Consider the following 23654-nt stretch of genomic DNA (forward strand, 5'->3'; position numbering starts at 1 on the left):
TGGTCGAAAACGGATAATGCGATTAAAACAAACGAGGGGATGTTCATGGGGCAACTGACGACACATATTTTGGATTTGACAAAAGGCAGACCTGCAGCAAACGTCCGGATTGATGTGTACGAAGTGGATGGAGAATCGACAATATTTTTAAAGAGCAGAGCGACAAATCAGGATGGCAGGTTGGATGCCCCGCTGCTCACTGAACCAGCTTTTCACAAGGGAACTTACGAATTGCATGCGCATATTGGCGACTATTTCAAGCTGGCGGAACGTGCCCATGGCACGCAATTTCTGGACATCATCACGGTCCGGTTCGTTGTTGCGTTGCCCAGTGAGAATTACCATGTTCCTTTACTCGTGTCTCCATATGGTTATCAGGTTTATAGAGGAAGTTAATCAGTCAAAAATAAAGAAGCTCGGCGAATTTTCCGGGCTTCTTTTGTTCGTTCTATGAAAGAATATCAAAGAATAAATTAGGATTTCGTAGCACTTGTCTCAGCGATCATCTGCTTCGACAGATCAGTAACTTTTTCTTCGGTCGTGTGGCGGCCGACATTAAATATTATATTTAAAATAAGGGCGGTAAGACTTCCGGAAACAATACCGTTATTTGTGAGAATCTGCACGAGACTCGGAAACTTTGCGAACAGCTCAGGCTGGACTGTAACACCAAGTCCAACACCGATGGAGCAGGCCACAATCAGCAGATTTTCCTGGCGTGCGAAGTCAACTTTGCTGAGCATTCGGACACCGGAAGCGATGACCATCCCGAACATAGCGAGTGTCGCGCCGCCGATCACAGCGTTTGGAATCAACACGGTTAAAGCGCCGATTTTTGGAATCAAACCAAGAACAATCAATGCGATCCCGCAAACAATAGCAACCTTGCGGGTTTTGACACCAGTCATTTGGACGAGGCCGACGTTCTGCGAGAATGTTGTATAAGGGAAGGCGTTAAACAGCCCGCCAACGAGAATAGCCAATCCTTCGGCGCGATACCCGTGCTCCATTGCTTTCTCATCGATCGGCTGCTCGCAGATTTCGCTGAGCGCCAGATATACGCCAGTTGTTTCGATCATGCTGACAATGCCAACGATCGACATGGTAATGATCGCATCAATGTGAAAAGTTGGTGCGCCGAAACTGAATGGCTTGATTAGGCTGAACCAACCGGCGCTGCCTAGCGATGAAAAATCGACCATGCCCATAAAAGAGGCAGCAATGGTGCCAATGACAATGCTGAGCAGAATAGAAAGGGTGCGCAGGAATCCTTTGAAAAAACGATTCAAAATGATGATCAGCGCGAGTACGCCGAACCCAAGACCCAGATTTTGTGGACTTCCGAATCCTTTGGCGCCGACACCGCCGCCTAAATTGTTGATGGCAACCGGAATCAGCGTAATACCGATAATCATGACAACTGTGCCGACAACGACCGGCGGGAAAAGATAAACGATTTTCCCAAAGAAGGTGGAAAGAATTAGGACTACTAGTCCGGCAACCAGGATCGCGCCGCAAATTCCGGGCATCCCATACGATTTTCCGATGATGATCATTGGTGAAACAGCAGTAAAGGTACACCCCATCACGATCGGCAGTCCAATACCGAAATAGCGGTTTTTCCAGGCTTGAAGCAATGTGGCGACACCACATGCTGCAAGGTCAATAGAAACAAGCAAAGCAAGCTCAGCGCCTGTCAGGCCGACCGCACCCCCGACAATTAAAGGAACGATAACAGCTCCACCATACATTGCCAGCATGTGCTGAATGCCAAGAGATAAAATTTTTCCGGGTTTTTGTAGTGAATCCATTTTTCACACTCCCATTCTATAATCTTTTGTTTCTATATAATAAAGAGATAACGCCAAGTGAGTCATCTCAGCTTGCCTCATTTTCTTCCTTTAAGGGATTGCCGTTAAAGGGGTGGTCGCTCATTTTTATGGATTCGGACGGACAGCCTTCGAAGGCATCAACAACATCATCAAGACGTTCATCTGGAATCTCGGTGGTTCCCTGGTTGCCATCAAGAAGAACGCGTGAGGTGCCATCATCATCATAGCCGAAGATGTCAGGTGCCGCGCACCCGCAGGCACCACACGCAATGCAGGTATCTTTGTCAACGATTACATATTTCATAGCTCGTTCCACCTCCTTTTGCAACAATTTAAAAAGCTTCTGTTTAACTGGTATAGTGCTTGCCGAGTCCCATTTCTTTGAGCAGCTTGCGATAGGCAATCGATGTCTTGTCTGCCATAATATGTGCTTCAGCCATAAGATCGAGAGGCAGCTCTTCCGGTTTCTGATTCTCGACCATTTCTTTGTCTTCATTGAAAATTTTCAAGTTGAATGCACAGGCATCCTCGATTGATAGATCTTTATCAAAATTTTGAGAGATCGGACAGAAGAGCCGCGTTTTCCGCGCGGAGATCGGACAGACGGCGTTCAGGATCCAGAGCAGTTTGTCGTCTGGAAAATGGACGACCAGCCTGGCTGCAAGCGGCGGATAGATATCATATTCCCTCAGCCATTTGAAGTCGGCAGGTGACGGATCCTCCACGCCTTTCGGATAGTTGCTGACGGAGCTCAGATAGTCGGTGTGCAAGCCATCATCTGTACGGGTCACTTTGTAGCTTGGAACAAAAGCGTTATTACGATCAGCAAACGTATCTGTGTGCACCCAGGCGAAGTGGGCGACATCCAGAAAACCTTCAACTTGCCTTCCTGCCGAGCCGTTAATGTCGACGACTGGTGCAATGAATGAAACATAGTCGGAATTCTGCCATACTGGAAGCGGAGGAATCTTTTCTTCTGTACCAGTTAAAGTTGTCCAGACCAACCCGTATCGCTCGACAGTTGAAAAGACCGTCAGGCAGAGACGTGGCGAAATCTTTGCTTCCGGGTGAGCGGGGATTGAAACGCACTGTCCATCGGAGGCATAACTGAATCCGTGATAGGGGCAAACAATGTTATCATTTTCAACCCATCCCATGCTCAGCGGTGTTCCGCGGTGGATGCAGAGATCACGGGCAACTACTGGTTTGCCATTGGCACGATAAGCAACCAGTTCGACATCAAGCAGCTTGACCGCTAGCGGTTTGTCCGTGATTTCTTCGCTTTTTGCCACGGGATACCAGTATTGAGCAAGGACGGTCCAGTCCTCCACGCTGAATGTGCACTCTGTTGGATAGGGTATGCTCCTTTTGGTATTTACAATTTCCATAGCGATTGTCCCTCCCAAAATATTCAATTCTCAGAAATCTTATAATAAATTCGGTGAAATCTACATTGTTATGTTAGAAATTCTTACAAAAAATTGCTTTTTTTGTAGATTAAGCTCATGGACAAGTTGTTCCTTTGGATAATGTGACAAAAATATGAACATTTAAACGATGCGTTTTTTATCATTATAATATTATGAAATGGAACCGTTGAATGCCGATTATTACTTAAATAGATCACAGGTTCATCTCCACGTTAATGATACCGTTGTGCTCGGCAAGGTACCCAATGGTGGTCAGCCTCATTCTGGCTGGCTGCTTAAAGGAGCCAGCCCTTTTTGATTTAAAACCTTTTTTACGATTCAAGTTGGTACAGGTGGGTTAACAGATATCGGGGATGGAAAATGGCTGGATCAATCGACAAAACATTCGAAAAATGGTTCACTAAGAGCAGGAAGTAGTTCGTGAAAAATGGGGGAACGATGGATGAATGTCTCGGATATTTTTTCTCAACCAATCTTTTCTGGATTCAGAATCATTGCAGGCGATGAAGGGTCTGATCGAGAGATTCGCAATATTAATATGATGGACGCTCCGGATATCATTGACTACCTGAAACCAGGTGACTGGCTGGTTACCTCAGGCTATCATTTGAAAAACAATACCGAGTTTTTCAAAAAACTCGTTCAGCAGATGGCAGGAAAGGGATGTGCCGCACTGGGGATCAAAACCAAACGGTTTATCGATGATATCCCCGATGAAGTGATTCGGATTGCGAACCAGCTATCATTTCCACTAATTTTTATTCCGAATAGTATCCCACTTGTTGATATTGTGAACCAGACATTGACCTTGATTCTTCATGCACGCACGCAGGAACTGCAATTTGCGATTGACACGCACCAACAGTTTTCCAACCACATCATGAATGGTGAAGGAATCGTGCGGCTTTTGAATAGCCTTTCGAATTTAATTGGATACCCAGCTGCTCTTCTTGACAATTATTTCAAACCCATTGCGGTGACAGGTCAAGAAACAGATGGATCCGGACAGGAATTGTTTGCACCATTAAAGCAAGCGGGTTCTTTTCTTGCACAGATGAGCAGCTCGTATTCCGCTTTTTGTTTGAGAGAATCACATCAGGCGTATACACTTTTCCCTCTTTATACCTATAAAACAAAGCGTCATTTTTTGATTATAGGGGGATTCATCTCACAGGAAGAACGAATCATGGTTTTGACTATTGAGCAGGCAGCAAACGTTCTTGCTTTTGAATTGATCAAGGATGAAGCACTAAAGCAAAGTGACCGAAAGATACGCGACGCCTTTTTCCTGAAATTAATCACAGATGAATTTTCTTCAAAGGAAGAGATGGTTAGCCGGGCGAAGGAATTCGGTATGCTGAGTGAACAAAAAACAATCCTTGCGGTTGGGAAACTCGATATTGATGACAGCCAGATCAGCTTTACAAAATTCAGAATGAAGACAAATGATGTAAGTGATTTTATCGAAGGAGAAATGGAAAATTTGCCTTTTAACGGCTACTTTTTTGTGAAAGATAGTTTCTGTATTTGCTTGTTTGCCGTAGGGGAAGGATGGGTCGATGGTCCGCGGCGGCTCTTGCCTTACCTGAGCAGAGTTCAGAAACGAGTGGAACAATTTTTTTCTGAAACTATTTCTTTCGGATTTAGTAATCTTTGTGTTGATCTCTCCGACTTGTCGCGGGCGTATCAGTCAGCGGTCGATGCGTTGCAGTCGGGCTTGCGTTCCGGACGTCGCAAATTTATTCAAATCTATCATTCCAAAGGTTTTTCCGACCTGTTGCGCATGGTGCCATTGGATGATTTGAACAAGCTGTATCGTGAAACGTTTCAAGGGTTGGCGTTTCCAGAGAGGGAAGAAGATAAGGAACTATTCCATACGCTCATTGTCTTTTTTGAGTCGAATTGCCAGATATCCGAGACGGCTAAGAAATTATTTATTCATCGGAACACCGTTATCTACAGAATTGATAAATGCGAACAGCTTCTCGGTACGGATTTGAAGGATCCTGAGACGGGTTTCTTGATTCGTTTCGCGTTTCGCTTAAAATCGCTCCTTGATGAATCAAATGAAATGGATTACTCGCAATGAGTAATTGTGCAGTTTAACTGAACTTTGATGAAAAAAATAGAGATTGTGTCAATGGTCGCATTTTAAAAATTTGCTAAAATGAAGCTGTTCGATACATGTTACGTAACTTCACATAGAAAGAGGGCTCGTCAGATGGCTTTTCGAACCTCAGCGCCGTTAACGGAAGAGATCGCTGAACGAATCAATTGGTTAGGGCAGATTGGACGAACCGACAATGGCGGTGTAACGCGCTTGCTTTATAGCGATTCGTGGCTGAAAGCGCAGACCGCTGTAAAGAAAAAAATGGAAGAAATGGGGTTTTCCGCTCGTTTTGATGACGTCGGTAATGTTTTTGGAAGAGTGGAAGGAACAGAAGAACGTGATCGTGTGATTCTTACAGGATCGCATATTGATACAGTTGTTGACGGAGGAAAATATGACGGAGCCTTTGGTGTACTTGCGGCGATGATTGCGGTCAGCAGACTGAAGCAAGAATATGGCGCGCCCAAAAAAACAATCGAGACTGTCGCGCTTTGCGAAGAAGAAGGCAGTCGCTTTCACTTAGCCTTTTGGGGATCCGGATCGATCACCGGACGCTATCAATTGAACGACGCCACTACAGTGACGGATGGACAGGGCGTAACCCTTGAGACTGCCATGCGCCTAATGGGATTCGGTCAAGGCAAATATCCGGCGGCAAGACGCGAGGATATCGCCTGTTTTTTGGAAACGCATATCGAGCAGGGGCAGATCTTGGAGCACGAGCATTTGGCGTGGGCGCCGGTCAGTCACATTGTTGGAATGAAACGCATGATTATTCACCTTTCCGGAGAGAGCAACCATGCAGGAACGACGCCTATGACCGGTCGCCGGGATGCTCTGTACGCCGCATCGCAAATGATTTCCGATGTCATTAGTCACGCGAAAGAGCAGAACAACGGACTTGTGGCTACGGTGGGCCAGATAAGCATCCAGCCTAATGTCGGGAACGTTATTCCAGGCGGTTGCACGTTTGCACTTGATGTCCGTCATCATGAATATGAGGTTCTCCATGATTTCTGCACGCAAGAGCTTGAGAATTTCCGGGTGATTGCGGAAAAAGAGGCTGTTGATCTGGATAGTAAAACATGGCTTGATGATGCGCCGGTGAAGATGGATCCGGCCATGACACAGCGCCATGTGTCGCTTGCGCGGAAGGCAGGCATTCCATTTAAGACAATGGTGAGCGGCGCGGGCCATGATTCGCAGATCTTCGGCACCTACTGCCCAACGGCGATGATGTTTGTACCCAGTCACAATGGCATCAGTCATTCGCCTAAGGAATTTACGAAGCTGGAAGATTTGGAAACCGGTGTACGTATGCTGATGAAAATTTTGCGTGAAATGGCTTATTAAATCATTTACTTGCGGAAAAGAGTGGAACTATGGAAACAACGATGGAACAACGCATGCTAAAAGTACCTCCGCGTAAAATTATGACTCCGGGACCGGTTGAGGTCGATCCGCGCGTACTGCGCGCGATGTCGATGCCGATTCTCGGGCAGTTCGATCCGGCGTTTACGCAGGTCATGAACGAAGTAATGGCTATGCTGCGCGAGGCTTTTCAAACAAAAAACCAGTGGGCTTATCCGATTGATGGAACCTCGCGGGCCGGACTTGAGGCGGTCATTGCTAGTCTCATAGAACCGGGGGATCGGATGCTTGTCCCGATCTATGGTCGTTTTGGCGACTTGTTTGTTGAAATTGGCGAGCGTTACGGTGCGGAAATTCATACGATGACTTGCCCGTGGGGAACGGTTTTTGATCCGCAGGATGTTATTGATGAAATTAAAAAGGTACAGCCAAAAGTTGTGGCGCTTGTACACGGGGAAACGTCAACCGGACGGATGCAGCCTCTGTCTGAAATCGGCCATGCATGCCGAGAATTGAATGCGCTGCTCGTCGTCGATAGTGTGGCGACGTTCGGCGGTGCCGATGTCCGCGCTGATGAATGGTGCCTTGACGCTGTGATCGGCGGCGCGCAAAAATGTCTCTCAGTTCCCTCGGGAATTACGCCGATCACATACAACGAACGAGTGGAACGCGTTATTTTGAGCAGGAAGAAGGTTGAGCGTGGAATTGCGACGGATTCAGACAAACAGGCAGCTGCCGTCAGGCCGATCCGAAGCAATTATTTTGACTTGAGTCAGCTTCAGGACTATTGGAGCGAACGCAGGCTGAATCATCATACTGAGGCGACATCAATGGAATACGCGCTGCATGAGGGGTTGCGGATTGTTTTGGATGAAGGGCTGGCGAAGCGTTTTGCTCGGCACAAATTAAATGAAAAAGCGCTGGCGGCAGGCATTGAAGCCATGGGACTTGACTTGTTCGGAGATCCGGATTGCAAAATGCCGACAGTCACCTGCGTGTCGGTTCCTGAAGGCGCGAATGCAGATGAGGTACGAAATGTATTGTTGAATCAATTTGGTATTGAAATTGCCGGTTCATTCGGCTCTCTTCAAGGGAAGATTTGGCGAATCGGTACAATGGGCTACGGCTGCCGCAAAGATAATGTGCTCACGGTTCTTGCCGGCTTGGAAGCTTCGTTGATTCGTTGCGGTGTCTCCGTCAATCGCGGAGAAGGGCTGCAGGCGGCGATGGATGTTTATGATGGGGCGGCGGATTAAATAACAGTTCGGATTGTTTTCATTTTAAGGGAGATGAAGGCTGTGCCTTATGATTTGCTGATCAAAAATGGTGATGTTGTGCTTTCGAATGAAGTGAAACGGCTCAATGTCGGCGTTTTAAATGGAAAAATTGCATATCTTGGCGAATCACTGAGCGAGCAGGCAAAGCAGATCATTGATGCCGAAGGAAAAACGATTTTTCCCGGAATGATTGATGTTCATGTTCATTTCGATGAGCCCGGCCGAGAGAATTGGGAAGGCTTCGAAACCGGATCGGCGATGCTTGCCGCGGGCGGCTGCACCACTTTTTTTGATATGCCGCTTAATGGTGTTCCATCAACGGTTACTAAAGAGGCGTTTGTTGATAAAGTGGCGATTGGTGAAGCAAAGTCACATATTGATTTTGGCCTTTGGGGCGGACTTGTCCCGGAGAATCTGGATGACTTAGTTGATCTGGCCGAAGCAGGCGCAATTGGATTTAAAGCCTTTTTATCTCCGTCAGGAAACCCCTATTTTCACTCTGTTGATGATGAGTCGCTTCTTGAAGGAATGAAACGCATTGCGAAAACCGGATCGGTGCTCGCGCTTCATTCAGAAAGTGCACCGCTCGTCACGTTTCTTCAAAAGGAAAAAGAAGGTAGCGGGTTAACAGGATATGATGACTATGCGGAATCCCGACCGGTCCAAGCGGAAACTGAGGCAGTTTCGCGAGCATTAACATATGCTGAGGTGACCGGCTGTCCACTGCATTTTGTTCATATCAGTACGGTCGAGGCTGTTGCGTTGATTCAAGCCGCTAAAAAGAGAGGGCAGGATGTTACACTAGAAACCTGCCCGCACTATTTACTTTACAGTCATGAGGATTTTCGCAGGATCGGCGTTGTGGGTAAATGCGCGCCTCCACTTCGTGCAGAAACGGAACGGAGCGGCTTAGTCGATCTTCTGATTCGGGGACGGATTGACATGCTCTCTTCAGACCATTCGCCATGCGAGTGGAAAGACAAACAAACAGACAGTATATTTTCTGCATGGGGCGGGATTAGCGGTGGTCAATTTTCGCTAGTAAGCGCGATTGAGATCGCTTTAGCCCACCATCTCCCGCTTACTAAAGTGGCGGATTGGACGGCGAAGCTTCCGGCAGAACGCTTCCGGCTTACGTCACGAAAGGGAGAAATCCGCGAAGGTGCCGATGCGGATCTTGCGATTGTTGCGCTGGATGTCCCTGAACAGGTGACCAAAGACAAACTCTATCAGAAAAATAAATTCAGCCTGTACGAGGGCCATGTTTTCCCTTCAAGCATACAGACGACGATTAATCGGGGGACGGTTGTCTTTTCTAAAACAGATGGCATCAATGGTGCGGCTGCCGGAAAATGGCTTGGCACCGAAAAGTAACCGTATAAACTCCTATAAATAATGAATGGACCGTGTATCAACTGTGCACGGTCTTTTTACAGCTTAAGAAAATATCAGATTTTGCCTTGCCGGTACGACGATAAGGTCATAAGATTCGGGTGTGGGCGATCAGGTAAGCGCCCAATCTGAGAAATAAGCGGAAAAATTCCGTTTAACTAGAGAATGAATGAAAAAATTGCTTAAATAGACGGAGAAATTCCGCTTATCGAATCGAAAAACGTGAAAATGATGGATTTTTCTATGCATAACCGGAAAAATTACCCTTATTTGCCTGTGAAACAAGCGCCATGATGCAAATAAGCGGAAAATCTCCGCTTATTTTACGTTACTTAATTAAGGATCCAAATGATTTATTAGAAAACTTGGCTTCGCCAAGCCCCTGGCGAAGGCGAAGACTTAGTTGCGACGGCCATGGACGGCCTAGTGTCCGGTGAGCCGCAGGACGCGGCGTTTTTTCGGACCGCTTACACTCGTTTCCTTTAAATGTTTTCTTAAACTTTCCTACCAGTGTGAATTAGAAATGTCTGCTCACGCACAAGGTTGATGATTCAAAACCGCATTTGGAGCAAATGGGCTTTCGCTAACAATAGAAGAACTTGCGCTAAGTGTAAGGAACTTCCGCAAACAGCAGAGGAGCTTTCCATTGCATATGTCCTGTATGCAACGCGAAAGTCATCACATCCTGCGGAAGTAAGGACCGGGCGCTTTTGCTCGGTTTTTCTACTGCTTTATCGTGTCATGAAATATGACATGATTTAAAGGGAATAGGTGAATGAGTACAAAGAAGAATTACTTTTTTATTCATTATGGCTAATGACAAACATTGGAATGCATTTTAATATAATATTTGTAATATTTTTTAACATTATTTGTGATTTAAAGAAACATTCTTTGCTCGTCTTTTTAAAAAGGATTAGGCGCGCGAAGAAGGGTTGGCTGATGATGCGTTCGTCAACTTGTTTGCTAATATCTAAATATTCTGGGTAATGGAGGGCATACGTATGGGTTCACATGAAATTTTTAAAGGGACGATCACGGAACCGAGTTCACGTCTGTATAACGAAGATCTGGCTCCCGCCAAGGAAAGACGCTGGACGACCTACAGCTTATTGTCGATGTGGATGTCTGATGTGCACAGTATCGGTACCTATACTTTTGCCGCTGGCTTATTTTTTCTTGGATTGACCGGCTGGGAAGTCCTGGTTGCCGAAATCATTGGCGCTTTTGCTGTCATGTACCTTGCGAATATGACCGGTGTTGCTGGAACCAAACTTGGTGTGCCTTATCCGGTTCTGTCGCGCATTTCATTCGGTGTATTCGGCGGGAACGTGCCTGCATTGATTCGCGGATTCATCGCCATCTTTTGGTATGGAATTCAGACGTACCTTTCATCCGTTGCCGTTGTCGCAATCCTTTTGCTTATCTTTCCGGACATGAAATCGATGATGGGCTACACATTCCTCGGACTTTCGCTTCCCGGATGGATCGGTTTTCTTTTCCTTTGGCTGCTGCAGTTCGTTGTATTTAATTATGGTATGGAATTCATACGTAAATTTGATAACTTCTGTGGTCCGGTTGTTTATCTGATGATGCTGATCTTAATCGTTTGGATTGCGATTAAGGCAGGTGGAAAAATAAATATCGGTATCAGTCCGGTAAAAATTTCATCGGGACAGGCCGTGATTCAATTTTTTAGTGCGATTTCACTTGTTATCGCTTATTTCTCAACAATCATTCTGAATGTCAGTGACTTTACTCGCTTTTCGCCTTCGGTGAAGACGACGAAACGCGGCAATTTCTGGGGGCTGCCCGTTAACTTTACCGCCTTTTCACTAGCATCTGTTGTTGTGACAGCCGGAACCATTACTGTATTTGGAAAAGCGATCACGGATCCGGTTCTCCTCATTCAGCGTGTGAGCAATCCGTTTTTCCTTGTTGTGGGCGCAATCGTCTTTATTATTGCCACAATGGGAGTGAATATCGTCGCTAATCTTGTATCTCCAGCCTATGACTTTGCCAATCTGGCACCTAAGCATATCAATTTTCGCCGCGGAGCGATGATCACATCGATTCTCTCAATCGTTGTCATGCCGTGGCAAGTTTACAGCAATCCGGTTGCCGTCAACTATTTCCTCGGCGGACTCGGCGCTTTTCTCGGACCGATCTTCGCCATTATTATTGTCGACTATTATTTAATTAAGCGCGGTAAGATCAATGTGCAAGCGTTGTATGAAGAGAAGCAGGGTGACTATTGGTATAAGAACGGATATCATGTAAAAGCGTTCGTCGCATTTATTGTGGGAATCATCATTACGGTTCCTCTGGCACTCATTCCCGTATTTTCAGCTGTCGCCGCGTTCTCATGGCCGATCGGTGTGCTCATTACCGGGGCTGTATATGGTGTTATGATGCGCAGCGAACAAGTTGCCGCAGGTGCTGAATTTTCTGGAGCGGAGTAAGGTAAAGAATTCCTAATTTGTAGATAAATAGATGGGACAAAAAACATGAGCGAGCAGCTGCTTACTCATGTTTTTATTTATTCATAACCATTTACCCGGTTCAATAATGATCATTAAAAAATTTTTTTAACTCTTTTTTTCTGTCGGCAGGCAGCAGATGCCAGCGAATTCCATGAATTGCTCCATCCAGTGCATAGAGCTTGCACAGGCAGGCAGTCGGATCATTTTCTTTTATAGCGAGATAGGCGTGCTCGCTCCCTGTAGCTCGCAATTCTTCCGCAGTGCAAATATTAATTTGGCGCAATTCGTTAATAAGGACCTGTCCGATGTTAGGGAGACTAGATAGATCAGTCATCAGAAGCGCTCTTCCATGCAGGTAGCTTACTCATCATGAATGCTGCTGATTTTTGAGCGACATTGGTGTTGAGCCCCTGGGTTCTTACGATGAACTTGGTCATAGACACCAGTTTTTCATCATAGCTTTGCATACTTCCATCTGGCCGCGCGCAAAATTTGCAATAGTCCTTCGTTGTGTCGCCAAGTGGATAATCGTCAGCTTTTTTCATGGGCATGCCGCATGCAATACATTGCTTCATTTTTCATCAGCCTCCGAATCAAACACGTTAAGCGCCGGTTCCAGGCAGGCTGCAACGCCTTTAATTCCGGATACGGTCAGTGTCATTAAAATTGTTTCTTTTAGTTCATCACGCGAAGCGCCAAGCTTTTTCAACATGTGGGTATGGGCTGTTACAGCAGCAGTATCTCCTTGTGATGCTTTCATGGAGATATAGATAAGCTGTTTTGTTTTTGAATCCAGTCCTGTAGATTCTGATAGAGACTTGATGAGATTATTAAAAGCTTGCGCGGCTTCAGGCGCTTCTGTCATGAAGAATTCCATTGTATTCATTAACCATTCGCCTCCAGAAGTGTTAAAAAATTTGAGATTAATTGATTTTTATAAACGGCGAGGACTGATCCTTGTGGTGCAAACAGCCTGCGGTTCATCAGATAGTAATGAACGAGTCCGATCCATGTATTGAACAGGAAAGAAAAGCTGAGATTCTTTATTTTTTTCTCTTTCTTCAATTGATTCATGACTTGATCCAAATGATGGGCAATTACCGATTGAATACCGATCACTGTCTGCTGCGCTTCCTCCGGCAATTGTGACAGGTCCATGATCAAATGCGTATAAAGCGGTTCGCTCGCTTCAATCGCATCCAGATGTGTTTGCAGAACTTCGTTAAGGGAATGTCCCGGTTCTGATGATTTATGAATTTGTGAGGTCAACGACCGTCCCAGATTTTCAATCACTGCCAGGATTAATTTTTCCTGTGATTGAAAATGGAGAAAAACAGTGCCATGAGCGACTCCGGCTTCTTTGGCAATCATCTGTGTTGATGGGCGTATGAAGCCATGGATCGCATAAACCTGTTCGGCGGCAGTAAGAATTGCTGTACGTGTCTGTTGTCTTTGGTGTTCTCGTTTATTCATTAACTGACTCCTTACTCACTGACTGTATAGTCATTATAAATCTGTTGTTTAAAATTCGCAAGTCATCGGTCAGCAAACGGCGTTGACAGCATCTTTTTGAAATGCTTCAATTATCCTTGAAATGAAAAAACACGATCCGGTTGGTAGTCCGGATGTATCAATGATGATATCAGTATCCTTCCCTCCTCGGGATGTCCGTCATTTCATGAAAGAACAGAGGAGGCGTTTTCTATGAAATTAACCGTGTATTTCGATGGACAGTACTGGGTCGGTGTTGTTGAAGCAGAGAACGATGGACGGATGATAATCGTGCGGCATGTGTTCGGACCGGAGCCGAGCAATCCTGATCTTTTATCTTTTGTTCTTCACGACTTGAATCGACTGGTTGATCGCAGCCTGCCCGTTGCTTTAGAGAAAGAGAATGTCTATCATCGTAAACGCATCAATGCAAAGCGATTAAGACGGATTGCTGAAAAAGAGTCCCGGAGTCTAGGTATCGGAACCAAAGCGCAAAAAGCGTTGAAAGAGACATTTGAACAAAAAAAGAAATTAACTTGCTCGCGCAAAAAGGAAGAAAGAGAGATCTTAGAGAAACAAAAGTATCAGCTGAGAAAAAAGAAAGCCAGGCTGAGGCATCGCGGGAAAGCCTGATTTACTGCTAAAGTAAAGCGCAACCATTTTGTATCAGAAAAGCATGGTATAATAAAGGCGGATTGAACAGAACGGGGGACGAGTACAGATGGATAAAACACCACTTTTTCTAGCGCCGGCGCTTCACGATAAAATATGGGGCGGCACGCGGTTGCGCGACTTGTTCGGGTATACCATACCGAGCGAGACAACCGGCGAATGCTGGGGGATTTCGGCACATCCGAACGGTCCGGCTGTGATCAAGAACGGTCCGCTCGCAGGGCAAACGCTAGCCGACGCATGGTCGGAGCACCGAGAATTATTCGACAATTATGCCGGAGATGATTTCCCACTGCTGACCAAAATTCTTGACGCACGCACAGATCTTTCCGTGCAAGTTCACCCGGATGACGCTTATGCGCAGGCTAAGGAACATGTGCCATTCGGCAAAACGGAATGCTGGTACATTATTGACTGTGATGCGGATTCAGAAATTGTGTACGGTCATACGGCACAAACGCGAGAAGAATTTCGCAAGGCCGTTGCCGAGAAAAAATGGGACAGCCTGCTGCGTCGTGTAAAGGTAAAACCAGGCGACTTTTTCTATGTGCCAAGCGGGACCATACACGCGATTTGCGGCGGCTGCCTGATTCTTGAGACACAACAAAGCTCGGACACAACCTATCGCGTCTATGACTATGACAGACCAGGAGCGGACGGAAAACCGCGCGAACTGCATATTCAGCAATCAATCGATGTCGCGAATTGTCCGCATGTCGACCCTGAATTAACTTATCATGTGCGTCAGGAAGCAGAAGCGAAGTTCACGGAACTATTACGGGAGAGCCTATTTACTGTTTCTCACTGGGAAGTACGCGGCCATACGGAACCGATTAAGAAAAACTGGCCGTTCCTGCTAGTGAGTGTGCTTGATGGTAAAGGAAAGCTTCAAATTGAAGGCTCAAGCTATGATTTGAAAAAAGGCGATCACCTTGTTGTACCGGCGGACGTTCAAACACTGCAAATCTTCGGAACCGCGGATTTGATCGTTTCGAATCCGGTATAATTAATGGGTGCCAAGCGTAAAAAATCGACCATTTTAGTGATCGGTGCGTCATGTACTCACGACTTTCCAAGTCAGGCAGCCTCAGCGGTCTCTGAGCAAGTCAAGCCCAAACCACGGCGCAGAAAAAAGAAATCAATGATCAGCCTGAGCAGTCAAGGTGACGCGCGCGTTCTCTTTTTTAATGGGATTGACGCTGAAAATGAGAAGAAAAATTGGACTGCTGCCGAGAAAGTCATTTCGCGTTGCAGCGCTGTTTTGCTGCTGCAGGATGCGGTTGTCGGCGTAGCGCTTCAAGCTGCCGAGATTGCTAAAAAGCATCATGTGAAGGTATTGATTGATCCTGAGCCTATGCTCGATTTAAAAGAAAAAATAAAACGCGCGTCACTGCAGATCACGTTGAAATCAAGCGGAGATCGAAAGAAGCATGCCGTCAGTAAAAAATGGCGGAAAAGACGCAGCTGTGTCTAATAAAAACTGGAGCGAGGGATCATCTCTCACTCCAGTTTTTCCACCTGTTGAATTATTTTTTCTTTAGAAAATCATAGATGGTCGCAAAATCGTAGTCACCTTTACCTTGCTGCTGGCATAGGCCGTACATTGCTTTAACCAAGTTTGACAGAGGCAGCGCAAAACCATGCGCGTAGGCTTCCTCGGAAGCGAGTTCCATATCTTTATAAATACTGTTCACTTTAAAATCGGCATTCTCGAAATCTTCCTTCATTATTTTGTTTTCTTTGAAATGAAGAATCGGCGCGGCAGTTGGACCGGCGAAGAGTGATTTGATCACGCCGGTCTTGTCCAAACCAAGGCTTTCACCAAAAGCGACCGCCTCGGAGAAAGCGGCAACGGTTTGTCCAAGCATCAAGTTGTTGACAAGCTTCATTGCTGTTCCGGTACCGTTTGGCCCTTTATGGTGCACTTCTTTTCCCATCACATCGAGCAGTGGCCGTGCTTCGGCAACATCTGCTTTGTCACCGCCGACAAAGAAAATCAATTCGCCTTTCTCAGCGGGTCCGGTTGAACCGGCAACCGGTGCGTCCAAAAAGCGAATGCCTTCCTGCTTTGCGGCGCCCGCTAGTTTTGCCGATTGAGTTGGGCTGATCGTGCTGCTGTCGACCCAAAGCGCGCCTTTTTTCATTCCTGCAAGCAGTCCGTTGCCGCCGTAGGCGACAGCGTCAACCGCCTGAGGATTTGCCAGCATCGTGACTATGATCGATGCTTGCTCACCAACCTCCTGCGGTGAGTTCGCCCATTGTGCGCCCTTGTCAATAAGTGGTCTGGCTTTCGACTGGGTACGGTTGTAAATGATCAAATCATACCCCGCATCAAGCAATCGGCCCGCCATCCGGCTGCCCATGATACCGATACCAATAAATCCAATCATCTGTGTCGCTCCTTAAGTGCGCCGAACAGTTGCGATTCAGCGCTTATTTTAGAACTAATGTCTGTATCCAATTCCTACAGTCAGAATAGCACACATTTTTACCGATACACATTAAATTGCCTTATATCAAGGGTTGCTATGAGGGGGATCGTGATATAATGGACGATACGGAATGCTTGATACGGAGGTATTGTTTTGATTGAAATCATTGCTACTGCAGAATCGTACGAACAGGCGAAAGCGCTGCTTGACACCGGTGCGGACAGGCTTTATGTGGGCGGACACCCATTTGGGCTGCGGCTGCCGGAGTCACTTGATTTAGAACAAATCGGCCAAATCACCAAGCTTGCTCATCAACGTGAGAAAAAGGTGACTGTGGCATGCAACGCGCTGATGCACAACGAGCAAATTAAAAAATTGACTCCTTATTTATCCAAACTAGCGGAGCTTGACGTAGATACACTCTCCATTGGTGATCCCGGCGCAATTTTTGTCCTTAAAGAGCTTGGTTTTCCTCTGCAATTTATCTATGACGGCGGAACCTTGGCTACGTCGGCGGAGCAGCTCGCGTTTTGGGTTGGACAAGGGGCGTGCGGCGCGGTCGCTGCCCGAGAATTGACGTTAAAAGAATTGATCACCATGCAGAAGATGCTGGAACAGCCGATTGAGGTTCAGGTCTATGGGCCGACCTGTATTCATCAGTCCGGGCGTCCGCTCTTAACCAATTATTTTAAGTACACAGGCGGAGCGGATCAGGCTGAGAAATCCGGCGAACTCTACTTGCGCGATCCCAAGAATGAGAACAGCCAGTATCCAATCGTTGAGGATGAGGAAGGAACACATATCTTTTCGACTGAAGATTTGTCATTGATGGGCCAGCTGAAATTGATGGTTGAAAACGGACTTGATACTTGGAAACTCGATGGTGTACTGTGTCATGGCAATCAATTCGTGCAAATTGTTGCCCTTTTTGACGAGGCGCGGCGATCGATTGATGCGGGGAATTTTATCGCGGAGAGCTTTTGCAACCGGTTAGCCAAGATTCAGCCTGAGCAACGGCCGCTCGGAACCGGATTTTATTTGAAAAGTCCTGAGGACGTTCATTAATTGCATGACGAAGGAGAAAGCTGATGAAAAAGATTGAAAATAAGCCGGAAGTACTGGCTCCGGCAGGCAATTTGGAAAAGTTGAAAATGGCGATCCGCTATGGAGCGGATGCGGTGTACATTGGCGGACAAGCATTCGGGCTGAGATCACGCGCCGGAAATTTCTCCTATGAGGAAATGACGGAAGGCGTGGCGTTCGCCCACGACCGAGGAGCCAAGGTATTTGTCGCGGCCAACATGGTGACGCATGAAGGCGACGCTCGGGGTGCGGACGACTTTTTCAAGACACTGAAATCAATTGGTGTGGATGCGGTCATCATTTCGGATCCCGCACTTATTGTTGTCTGTTTTAATGCCGCCCCGGGTCTCCCGATTCATCTGTCGACACAGGCATCGGCGACTAACTACAAAACACTTGAGTTCTGGAAGAGTATAGGACTTGAGCGGGTGGTACTTGCTAGAGAGGTAGGTATTGAAGAAATTCGTGAAATGAGACGCCACACAGATATTGAAATTGAGGCTTTTGTCCATGGGGCGATGTGCATCGCTTATTCCGGGCGCTGCACACTCTCCAATCATATGGTGAATCGCGACGCGAACAGAGGCGGCTGCGCTCAATCCTGCCGCTGGAAATACGATCTGTTTGACATGGATAATGGTGAGGCAAAATCGCACCTGCGTGATGGCGAGCCGTTTTCGATGAGTGCTGTTGATCTGTCAATGCTCCATCATCTGCCGGATATGATTGATGCCGGAGTGAACAGCCTCAAAATTGAAGGACGCATGAAGTCGATTCATTATGTTTCGACAGTCTCCAATGTGTATCGCAACGCGGTTGACGCTTATTGTGACGATCCTGAGCATTTCAGCTTTGATCCCGCGTGGGACGAGGAGATTTGGAAAGTCGCTCAGCGTGATCTGTCGACCGGTTTTTATTATGGTGTGCCGACGGAGAAAGAACAACTCTTTGGCAAGCCGCGTACGATTCCGAAATACACATTCGCCGCTCAGGTACTGGATTATGATCCGGATACGCATATCGCCACACTTGAGCAGCGCAATAATTTTGGCATCGGTGAAGAGGTCGAATTTTACGGACCGGGTTTTACCCATTTCAAACAAACAGTCCGCGACTTGTGGGATGAGGACGGAGAGCCGATTGACCGTGCTCCGAATCCGATGATGACCGTGACGATGACAGTCGACGCACCTGTTGAGCCCTATTTTCTGATGAGGAAAAAATAAATAAATTGTTGAGAAACCCCTTTGTTCACAACAAGTGAGCGGAGGGGTTTAATTATTGTTAAATTATATTTGAACTGCCGGATACCATTGACTGAAGCGGCATAGGGCTTGCCTCAATCATAGGGTTGCCGTCTCCCTGCTCTTGAATTTTCCGAAAAAAAAGACTACGCTATTGTTAGCAGTCGCATAAGATGAGTGCTAATCCACATTTCCTGTATCACTATTGAATTTCATTTTAAAGGAGTGCGATTTTCGATATGAGTGAACAGGTAGCTTATGTCAGTACGTATTTACCGCAGAAGTGTGGCATCGCCACATACACGTATCATTTGAGACAGAATGTGCAGAAAGCCAAACGTGATTCTCTCGCAGATCCCGTTGTCATTATCAAAGACAAGGACACACTGTATCCGGAAGATCCGTTCTCAAGCTGGGCCATTGAGCGGGAAAACAGATCCGATTATACGCGGATCGCAGAGCAGTTGAATCACAGCGCGGTTTTAGCAGTTTCGCTGCAGCATGAATTTGGTATTTTTGGAGGAAACGCGGGCGAATACATTCTCGATTTCGTCCGTACACTTAAGAAACCGCTCGTCACCACGTTCCATACCGTCTTCAAACACCCCGAAGAACCGTACGCGTCCATTCAACGTGAATTGGTCGCGCGCAGCGACAGGATTGTGGTGATGAATCACAAAGCCATCACCTATTTAAAAAACGCTTTCCAGATCTGTGAAGATAAAATTGCGTTCATTCCACACGGTACACCCGTTCCGGATATGAAGAAGCGTTCGGATTTCCGAGGGAAAATTGGCTGGACGAACCGAAAAGTGATTATGACATTTGGTTTTCTAAGCCGCAACAAAGGGATAGAAGCCGTACTGTGCGCGCTTCCTGAGGTTGTGAAAAAAGTACCGAATGCGCTCTATGTGATCATTGGTCAGACCCATCCGAATGTGAAGAAGCAGGAAGGAGAATCTTATCGTAATGAACTTAAATCGTTGATCCGTCAGCTTCATTTGGAAGATCATGTGCAGATGATCGATGAGTTCATGACTGAGCAAGATCTCGTTCACTACATCACAGCCTGTGATCTATATATTACGCCTTATCCGGGGCTTGACCAGATTACAAGTGGCACGTTGGCATACGCGATCGGGCTTGGTCGACCGGTGCTGACAACCCCGTATCGCTACGCTCAAGATCTGCTTAAGGGCTATGAAGAGCTATTTGTTTCCTATGAGGACAAAGCAGGATGGGTGGATAAAATGAACACATTGCTCTTCAATGACGCCTTACGCACCGATTATCAAACGAAAATGGCACACGTTGGACTGTCGATGAGCTGGCCGCAAGTCGGTAAAAAATATAAGCAGATATTCGCGGAAGCAGCAATGAAACAGCCGTCAACCGGGGTGGACACGATTGCCAGAATCCAAAATTAAGTTGACGCATTTGAGACGAATGACCGATGATACCGGACTCATTGAGCATGCATTAGGCAACATTCCGCGTCGCAGCGAAGGCTACTCAACGGATGATAATGCCCGCGCGCTTTGGCTCGTATCGGAATGGCAGCGGTTTGCGGCAGATGATCCGGCAGCGACAGAGGAAGCGGTCCAACTGGTTCGTTTGTCTGAAATCTATTTATCATTTCTTGAATACGCCGAGCAGCCGGACGGTCACTTCCATAATAATTTTGCCTATGATCGTTCTCCGGAAGCGGAACAGCCGTCCGATGACTGCCTTGGTCGCGCGCTTTGGTCCTGCGCGGTTGCCAGTTTGACTCAACCTCATCCGGACAGTCGATTCGCCGCAGCGATGCTCTTCCAAAAAGCGTTTCAAGCGGCGGATGCGATGAACCATTCACGCGGGATAGCCTATGCGCTTTCTTCCGCAAGTTTGCTTCTGGCCCGCAGCAATGAATTGAGCGGGGTTCCAGAGTTCCAAAATTTTATTCGGCAAGAAGCACCGGAGCGTGTTCAGTCTTTTGAAGCGAAATTACTGGCTCTGTTTGAACAAAATTCAGATACCGATTGGCGATGGTTTGAGCATGCCATGACCTATGGCAACGGCGTACTGCCTTGGGCGCTTTTTCAATCGTTCCAAGTAACTGGAAACAGTGATGCCCTGCTCATCGCTAATGAATCGCTTGATTTTCTAATCGAGAAAATGACGATGGCAGACGGACTGATTCATCCAATCGGCAATCAGGGGTGGTGCACGCGGAAACAGTGCAGCAGGTGGGATCAGCAACCGTTAGAAGTGATGAAACTGGCACTCGCAGCCGAGCAAGCCGCTCGCTTACTCGGCAACCCTGAAAAATATCTTGGAATCTTGGGACAATGCCGGGATTGGTTTTACGGCGCGAATGATTTGCACGCTTCGCTGGCGGACGCAACGGACGGCGGATGTCGTGACGGTTTGGAACAAAAAGGTGTCAATCAAAATCAAGGAGCCGAATCGACGATTGCTTATCTGATGACGGAACTGATCTACCGGCGAACCATGAGGGAAAAAGATGCCCTCGTTGAGAATCATGAGCTAACCTTTTAATTTGATGCATGTTAAAAATGAATTGATATGCCGAATCTATTGAAAAAATAGATTACGTGCATTATTTTTTTGCGCTTTTTTCTCGAGAAGGACAGAGGCTGATTTTAAAGAAGGAAAACCTTCACGTTTCTTATAATAGAAGAAACGATTAACACGCGGCTCAGTCTACGTAGAACTGGATTACGCGGGATCCGTTGATAAAAAAATAGCAAAAACACAGTTGAATACTATGAATAATGGTTGACTTCTATACAGATGGCTCATACGATGGATTTATAGGAAAAGATGACCATGCTTCTATGGTGGAATCGGGTAGTGAAAGGGGACAAATGAATGGCCAATTTTAACGATTCAGATTTTGTGACGCGCTGCATTCATGTAGGTAACGACATTGACAAGGAAACAGGCGCGATCCGCAGGCCGATCACGATGGCGAACAGCTACCGGCTGCCGGATGACGCGTCGACACTTAATTGGAGTGATCCGAACAACATCATTTATACGCGGACGACATCGGCAAACCAGTTGTATTTGCAGGAACGCCTGGCATCACTCGAAGGCGGCGAAGATTGTGTTGTGCTCGCCACCGGTGTCGCCGCTTTGGCGGGTGTGTTCTTCAGTTTTATCGATAAAGACGCACATGTGATTTGCACGGATGTTTCTTACATCGCGGTTTACCGCTTGCTTCATGACTATTTTCCGGATAAATACAGCGTCGAGGTTTCGCTTGTAGATACCTCGAACGTGGAAGAGGTACGAAAAGCGATTCGTCCGAATACAAAATTAATCCATTTGGAGACTCCTGGAAATCCAACCACACGTGTCAGCGATATCGCCGCAATTGCCGAACTTGCCCATGAAGCAGGCGCTCTTGTTTCCGTTGACAGCACATTTGCTTCTCCTTATATCCAGAGACCACTCGAACTCGGAGCTGATCTAGTGATTCACAGTCTAACTAAGTACATAAACGGACATGGAGACGCAATGGGTGGCGCGGTGATTGGAAAAACCGAATTGATTGATAAAATAAAACGAGAAGCAATGGTTAATATCGGCGGGGCAATCAGCCCATTCAATGCCTGGCTGATCACGCGCGGTGTCGTGACTTTGCCGCTGCGCATGAAGCAACACAGTGAAACGGCGCTAAAAGTCGCCCAATTCCTTGAAGCATATCCCGGAGTCACGTTCGTCGCTTATCCGGGACTTGAGAGCCATCCGCAGCACGCGATTGCCAAGAAACAGATGCACGGATTGTACTCCGGCGTTCTCTCTTTTGGCATTGATGGCGACGTCGCGCGTCACAATGATTTTGTGAACGCATTGCAGCTCATCATCTCCGCCGTTTCGATCGGACATGACGAGAGCTTAATCGTCTACACCGGTCCGGATGATGAACGAATTAATTACTATCCTGAGGAATTCCGCAAGCGCGGATTCCTGCGCTTTAGCGTCGGACTTGAGAGCGCAAATGATATTATTAAAGATTTAACACAAGCGTTTGATAAAGTAGGCTTGTGAACTAAAGCGATATGGCGGAACCCAATTCAGGGTTCTTTTTTTGTTGCAAGATAAGAAAGTCTTAGATTTTTGGCTTAGTAATAAAGTGAAAACCAAACACGAAAGCGCGAGACTCCTGCGGGATCAGCGAGTGGCCACTGAAAAAGTCCAAAATTTTAAAATCAAAAATTCGCAGATGAAAAGCGAGCCCTCAGATCTGCTTCTAAGCGACGTTTTCTATATGGGGAGACATTTTTGACCCCCAAAAAAGTACGTTTTTTTGAGAATCGACAGTTTTTCAGTGGCCTCATCAGCGAGCCAGGGGAGACCCCGCTCGAGGAGGCTCCCGGATCGCCCGCGGCAAGCGAGCAGCTGGAGTGTTGCACAAGCGCGCAAGGTTAATGGCAAAGGATCAGGCTTGCCCGGTACGAAGATAAAGGTCGTAAGATTCAGATGGGCGATTAGTTAAGCGCCAAATCTAAGAAATAGACGGAAAAATTCCGCTTATTTAGAAAATTAATGAAAAAATAGCTTGAATAGACGGAAAAATTCCGCTTATTTTATTCCGGCCATGTTACTTAATCAAGGATCAAAATGATTCGTGAACTAGAACTGTTTGTTCAAGACAAGCTTGATGATTCAAAACCGCTAATTCCTATTTAGAAATGCAAAATTATTTTTTAGTCAAGTGAACCAACTGGAAATTTATTTTTATAAATTAAAACAAATAAGCTGTTAAATTATGATCTTTATGTTATTGTAATGATAACAAAATAGAATAATAATTCCAATCAACAGTTTG

The 23654-nt window shown here is 46.5% G+C and carries 22 protein-coding genes; 14 read left to right on the plus strand and 8 right to left on the minus strand.

What is annotated here, in order from left to right; genetic code table 11:
* Nucleotides 1-45 precede the first annotated feature (45 nt).
* On the plus strand, nt 46-396 hold the full coding sequence (gene uraH / locus ABWW58_RS15835; protein ID WP_353870045.1) for a hydroxyisourate hydrolase: 351 nt from the start codon (nt 46-48) through the stop codon (nt 394-396).
* Between the two features lie 77 nt (nt 397-473).
* Here uraH and ABWW58_RS15840 read toward each other — a convergent pair whose 3' ends face one another.
* From ABWW58_RS15840 to ABWW58_RS15850, 3 genes are all read right to left on the minus strand, one after another.
* The gene (locus ABWW58_RS15840; protein ID WP_353870046.1) at nt 474-1811 is read right to left on the minus strand and encodes a nucleobase:cation symporter-2 family protein; all 1338 of its coding nucleotides are present in this window, start codon (nt 1809-1811) and stop codon (nt 474-476) included.
* Nucleotides 1812-1878: 67 nt separating this feature from the next.
* Nucleotides 1879-2136 (minus strand): ferredoxin, encoded by a 258-nt coding sequence (locus tag ABWW58_RS15845; RefSeq protein ID WP_353870047.1) that lies wholly within the window; start codon nt 2134-2136, stop codon nt 1879-1881.
* A 43-nt stretch (nt 2137-2179) separates the two neighbouring features.
* The gene (locus ABWW58_RS15850) at nt 2180-3220 is read right to left on the minus strand and encodes a Rieske 2Fe-2S domain-containing protein (RefSeq protein WP_353870048.1); all 1041 of its coding nucleotides are present in this window, start codon (nt 3218-3220) and stop codon (nt 2180-2182) included.
* Between the two features lie 469 nt (nt 3221-3689).
* On the opposite strand from ABWW58_RS15850, the gene ABWW58_RS15855 reads away from it, so the two are divergent.
* The 5 genes from ABWW58_RS15855 to ABWW58_RS15875 all read left to right on the plus strand — a co-directional run bounded on the left by ABWW58_RS15855 (nt 3690) and on the right by ABWW58_RS15875 (nt 11874).
* A complete protein-coding gene (locus tag ABWW58_RS15855; protein WP_353870049.1) occupies nt 3690-5351 on the plus strand; it encodes a PucR family transcriptional regulator in 1662 nt (553 codons plus the stop codon).
* Between the two features lie 132 nt (nt 5352-5483).
* Nucleotides 5484-6725: an allantoate deiminase gene (allC, locus tag ABWW58_RS15860; RefSeq protein ID WP_353870050.1), complete on the plus strand. Its 1242-nt coding sequence runs from the start codon at nt 5484-5486 to the stop codon at nt 6723-6725.
* A gap of 29 nt (nt 6726-6754) precedes the next feature.
* Entirely contained in the window at nt 6755-7999 is a 1245-nt protein-coding gene (gene pucG, locus ABWW58_RS15865; protein WP_353870051.1) for a (S)-ureidoglycine--glyoxylate transaminase, read from the plus strand.
* Nucleotides 8000-8041: 42 nt separating this feature from the next.
* Nucleotides 8042-9394 carry an allantoinase AllB gene (gene allB, locus ABWW58_RS15870; protein ID WP_353870052.1) on the plus strand — a complete coding sequence of 451 codons (1353 nt, stop codon included), beginning with the start codon at nt 8042-8044 and terminating at the stop codon, nt 9392-9394.
* A 1022-nt stretch (nt 9395-10416) separates the two neighbouring features.
* On the plus strand, nt 10417-11874 hold the full coding sequence (locus ABWW58_RS15875; protein ID WP_353870053.1) for an NCS1 family nucleobase:cation symporter-1: 1458 nt from the start codon (nt 10417-10419) through the stop codon (nt 11872-11874).
* A 100-nt stretch (nt 11875-11974) separates the two neighbouring features.
* On the opposite strand, the gene ABWW58_RS15880 is transcribed toward ABWW58_RS15875, so the two are convergent.
* Genes ABWW58_RS15880 through ABWW58_RS15895 form a run of 4 tightly spaced genes read right to left on the minus strand, consistent with a single transcriptional unit; the run spans nt 11975 to nt 13368 of the window.
* The gene (locus ABWW58_RS15880; protein ID WP_353870054.1) at nt 11975-12229 is read right to left on the minus strand and encodes a TfoX/Sxy family protein; all 255 of its coding nucleotides are present in this window, start codon (nt 12227-12229) and stop codon (nt 11975-11977) included.
* Nucleotides 12222-12470: a zinc ribbon domain-containing protein gene (locus ABWW58_RS15885; protein WP_353870055.1), complete on the minus strand. Its 249-nt coding sequence runs from the start codon at nt 12468-12470 to the stop codon at nt 12222-12224. The genes ABWW58_RS15880 and ABWW58_RS15885 overlap by 8 nt, the downstream gene beginning before the upstream one ends.
* Complete coding sequence (locus ABWW58_RS15890; protein ID WP_353870056.1) at nt 12467-12781, minus strand: carboxymuconolactone decarboxylase family protein; 315 nt, start codon at nt 12779-12781, stop codon at nt 12467-12469. Before ABWW58_RS15890 ends, ABWW58_RS15885 begins: the two co-directional genes overlap by 4 nt.
* A complete protein-coding gene (locus ABWW58_RS15895; RefSeq protein WP_353870057.1) occupies nt 12781-13368 on the minus strand; it encodes a TetR/AcrR family transcriptional regulator in 588 nt (195 codons plus the stop codon). Before ABWW58_RS15895 ends, ABWW58_RS15890 begins: the two co-directional genes overlap by 1 nt.
* Nucleotides 13369-13599: 231 nt before the next feature.
* On the opposite strand from ABWW58_RS15895, the gene ABWW58_RS15900 reads away from it, so the two are divergent.
* The 3 genes from ABWW58_RS15900 to ABWW58_RS15910 all read left to right on the plus strand — a co-directional run bounded on the left by ABWW58_RS15900 (nt 13600) and on the right by ABWW58_RS15910 (nt 15532).
* A complete protein-coding gene (locus tag ABWW58_RS15900; RefSeq protein WP_353870058.1) occupies nt 13600-14019 on the plus strand; it encodes a YjdF family protein in 420 nt (139 codons plus the stop codon).
* Nucleotides 14020-14107: 88 nt separating this feature from the next.
* Nucleotides 14108-15064 carry a mannose-6-phosphate isomerase, class I gene (gene manA, locus ABWW58_RS15905; RefSeq protein ID WP_353870059.1) on the plus strand — a complete coding sequence of 319 codons (957 nt, stop codon included), beginning with the start codon at nt 14108-14110 and terminating at the stop codon, nt 15062-15064.
* 3 nt (nt 15065-15067) lie between these two features.
* Nucleotides 15068-15532, plus strand: coding sequence for a hypothetical protein (locus tag ABWW58_RS15910; protein WP_353870060.1), 465 nt, complete (start codon nt 15068-15070; stop codon nt 15530-15532).
* A gap of 52 nt (nt 15533-15584) precedes the next feature.
* On the opposite strand, the gene ABWW58_RS15915 is transcribed toward ABWW58_RS15910, so the two are convergent.
* Nucleotides 15585-16448 carry an NAD(P)-dependent oxidoreductase gene (locus ABWW58_RS15915; protein ID WP_353870061.1) on the minus strand — a complete coding sequence of 288 codons (864 nt, stop codon included), beginning with the start codon at nt 16446-16448 and terminating at the stop codon, nt 15585-15587.
* A gap of 198 nt (nt 16449-16646) precedes the next feature.
* On the opposite strand from ABWW58_RS15915, the gene ABWW58_RS15920 reads away from it, so the two are divergent.
* The 5 genes from ABWW58_RS15920 (at nt 16647) to ABWW58_RS15940 (ending at nt 22873) form a co-directional block, all read left to right on the plus strand.
* Nucleotides 16647-17555, plus strand: coding sequence for a peptidase U32 family protein (locus tag ABWW58_RS15920; protein WP_353870141.1), 909 nt, complete (start codon nt 16647-16649; stop codon nt 17553-17555).
* 23 nt (nt 17556-17578) lie between these two features.
* Nucleotides 17579-18799 carry a peptidase U32 family protein gene (locus ABWW58_RS15925; RefSeq protein WP_353870062.1) on the plus strand — a complete coding sequence of 407 codons (1221 nt, stop codon included), beginning with the start codon at nt 17579-17581 and terminating at the stop codon, nt 18797-18799.
* Between the two features lie 257 nt (nt 18800-19056).
* Entirely contained in the window at nt 19057-20244 is a 1188-nt protein-coding gene (locus ABWW58_RS15930; protein ID WP_353870063.1) for a glycosyltransferase family 4 protein, read from the plus strand.
* Nucleotides 20225-21355 carry a glycosyltransferase gene (locus ABWW58_RS15935; protein WP_353870064.1) on the plus strand — a complete coding sequence of 377 codons (1131 nt, stop codon included), beginning with the start codon at nt 20225-20227 and terminating at the stop codon, nt 21353-21355. Before ABWW58_RS15930 ends, ABWW58_RS15935 begins: the two co-directional genes overlap by 20 nt.
* Nucleotides 21356-21688: 333 nt before the next feature.
* Entirely contained in the window at nt 21689-22873 is a 1185-nt protein-coding gene (locus ABWW58_RS15940; protein ID WP_353870065.1) for a trans-sulfuration enzyme family protein, read from the plus strand.
* The last annotated feature ends 781 nt before the right edge of the window (nt 22874-23654 follow it).

It is taken from the genome of Sporolactobacillus caesalpiniae, from assembly GCF_040513385.1.
Lineage (GTDB): Bacteria > Bacillota > Bacilli > Bacillales > Sporolactobacillaceae > Sporolactobacillus.